This is a genomic window from Pantoea sp. ICBG 985 (genome assembly GCF_002928365.1).
In the GTDB taxonomy this organism is placed as follows: domain Bacteria; phylum Pseudomonadota; class Gammaproteobacteria; order Enterobacterales; family Enterobacteriaceae; genus Pantoea; species Pantoea dispersa.
In genome coordinates, this window is record NZ_POWM01000020.1 from 1 (window position 1) to 1,210 (window position 1,210).

General features: G+C 57.8%; 1 protein-coding gene. It reads left to right on the forward strand.

Features of this window, described 5'->3' with window-relative positions; genetic code table 11:
- The first annotated feature begins 228 nt into the window (after positions 1-228).
- Positions 229-1,191, forward strand: coding sequence for an IS110 family transposase (locus C1Y42_RS23220; protein WP_021312959.1), 963 nt, complete (start codon positions 229-231; stop codon positions 1,189-1,191).
- Positions 1,192-1,210 lie beyond the last annotated feature (19 nt).

Genomic DNA, 1,210 nt, shown 5'->3' on the forward strand with positions numbered 1-1,210 from the left:
AATGGCGCCCCTTATATCCCGATCATTCTCCTCCGGGTATGATGATCCCCGACTGATCATCGGGAAGTTGCTGGTGAGATGGGGGCGCCCCCTGGGCATAAAGCCTGCTTCGTAGATTCATCCCCGGCAACTTAACTCCCGCCTTCAAGACCGGACGGTATCCTGTGCCCCGAGCACGCATCCATAAGGATGGTCATGGCGGTTTCCCTGTGCTGTTAAGGAGAATCTATGCAAACCCGTATGCCTGTCGGCATTGATGTTGCCTCCGGAAAGTTTGATGTGGCCGTCTGGAAAGGCGACACGTCTTACAAAACCAAAGTCTTTCCCAACACCCCTAAGGGCTTTATCGCCCTGAAAAAATGGCTGGAGCCGTTCGGCTGCTGCCATATCTGCATGGAGGCTACCGGCGCGTACAGTGAGCCGCTGGCCACCTTCCTGCACGACGAAGGCTATGATGTCAGCGTGGAAAATCCCGCGCGCATCAGGCGCTTCGGACAGGCGGAGCTGAGCCGTAACAAGACGGATAAAGACGATGCGCGCATGATAGCGCGCTACTGTAAACTGCACGGCCCGTCGCTGTGGCAGCCGGCGCCGCTGAATGAACGCAGGCTGAAGGCGCTGGTGAAGCGCCTGACGAATCTTCAGGAAATGCGGCAGATGGAAGAGAACCGGCTGGAGGTCTCGGATGCGGTGGTGCAGCCCTCAATCCGCGTGGTCATTGCGGCGCTGGATGCGCAGATAGACGAAACGAAGCGGGCAATAAACGACCATATCGACAATGATCCGGGCCTTAAAAAGAACAGGGAACTGCTGGAGTCCATCCCGGGCATCGCGGGCGTGCTGAGCAGCACGATGCTGGCGTATCTGGGGGACATGTCGAGGTTCAGCAGCAGCAAGGCGCTTGTGGCGTGGGTGGGTCTGAATCCGATGCGGCAGGAGTCCGGTGAGTGGAAGGGCAAAAGCAGGATATCGAAGATGGGCAACAGCGCGATGCGCAAGGCCCTGTACATGCCTGCGATAGTGGCGATGAAGTGGAATCCGGCGGTGAGTGCGCTGAAGAAACGGCTGGATGCGGGTAAGAAAACGGGAAAAGTCGTGGTGTGCGCGGCGATGAAGAAGCTGCTGCAGCTGGCTTATGGCGTGCTGAAATCGGGTCGTCCGTTCGATGCCGAAATATGTCTTGCCAGGTAACCGGCAAGACGGTATCTAC

Coding starts and splice junctions, on each gene's coding strand:
- C1Y42_RS23220 (WP_021312959.1), top strand. CDS start 229: ATGCAAACCCGTATGCCTGTCGGCATTGATGTTGCCTCCGGAAAGTTT.